This is a genomic window from Brachybacterium sp. AOP3-A1-3 (assembly GCF_052378285.1).
Lineage (GTDB): Bacteria > Actinomycetota > Actinomycetes > Actinomycetales > Dermabacteraceae > Brachybacterium.
In genome coordinates, this window is record NZ_JBQSXM010000058.1 from 1 (window position 1) to 1105 (window position 1105).

1 protein-coding gene is annotated in these 1105 nt (G+C 67.5%); it reads left to right on the forward strand.

What is annotated here, in order from left to right; translation table 11 throughout:
• Positions 1-64 precede the first annotated feature (64 nt).
• The gene (locus ACT3T5_RS19570; RefSeq protein ID WP_193118821.1) at positions 65-1099 is read left to right on the forward strand and encodes an IS30 family transposase; all 1035 of its coding nucleotides are present in this window, start codon (positions 65-67) and stop codon (positions 1097-1099) included.
• The last annotated feature ends 6 nt before the right edge of the window (positions 1100-1105 follow it).

Below are 1105 nucleotides of genomic sequence, written 5' to 3' on the forward strand. Positions count from 1 at the left end.
GGTGGTGTCATAGCGTCGTAGCAACACTCCCGGTCGGTGGGGGCTTGAGGCGAGGAGGCCTGGGATGGTGCGGCGGCTGCTCACGTTCACGGAGCGGATGGAGATCTCGACGGGATCGAAGGCCGGGTGGGGAGTCCGCAGGATCGCTTCTCACCTGGGTCGATGCCCGTCAGTGGTCTCCAGAGAGCTTCGACGGAACTCGACGAAGACGCGGGGCTATCAAGCAGTGACCGCGGATGTGAAAGCGCAGCGCCAACGCTCGCGCCCACAGGTCCGGAAAGTCGCGAAGGACCCGGTGCTCGAGGCCCGGGTCAGCGCCGACCTCGCTGCGTCGTGGACGCCGAACGAGATCGCGGGCCGCTTGCGTCTGGAGGCCGCAGACCCGACCGTTGACCGCATGGCGAACTCTCCCGACGCTCAGGGCCGCACCGTCAGCGGAGAAGCGATCTACCAGTACATCTACGCGATCCCCCGCGGAGAACTCGCGAAGCGTGGGATCTTCTTGCAGTCCAAACGGACCAAGCGCCGGCCCCGCACCATCGGCCGGACCAGGGGTGGCCCGATCGTGGGGATGGTGTCGCTCGCGGAGCGGGGCGAGGACGCCGCGCAGCGGCGGGTGCCAGGGCACTGGGAGGGCGACTTGATCATCGGGAAGAACGGGTCCTCGTGCGCCGCGACCCTGGTGGAGCGGATGAGCGGGTTCACCGGCCTGCTCGCCCTGCCCTCCAAACATGCCGAGGGCACCGCGGATGCGGTCATCGAGTACTTCACCGAGCTGCCCAGGATGATGCAGGCCTCGCTGGCGTGGGATCAGGGCTCCGAGATGGCGCAGCACGCGAAGGTTTCCCTGGCCACGGACATGCCGGTCTACTTCGCCGACCCCCACTCGCCCTGGCAGCGGCCGTCCAACGAGAACACGAACCGGCTCTACCGGGAGTATCTCCCCAAGGGCACCGTGATCCCGGACCACCAGCCCTACCTCACCACCATCGCGGAGGAGATCAACAACCGGCCCCGCCGCCGACTGGGCTTCCTCACCCCCACCGAAGCGTTCGCTCGACTCATTGCCGGCGAACCCCATGTTGCTTCGACGCCTTGACACCAC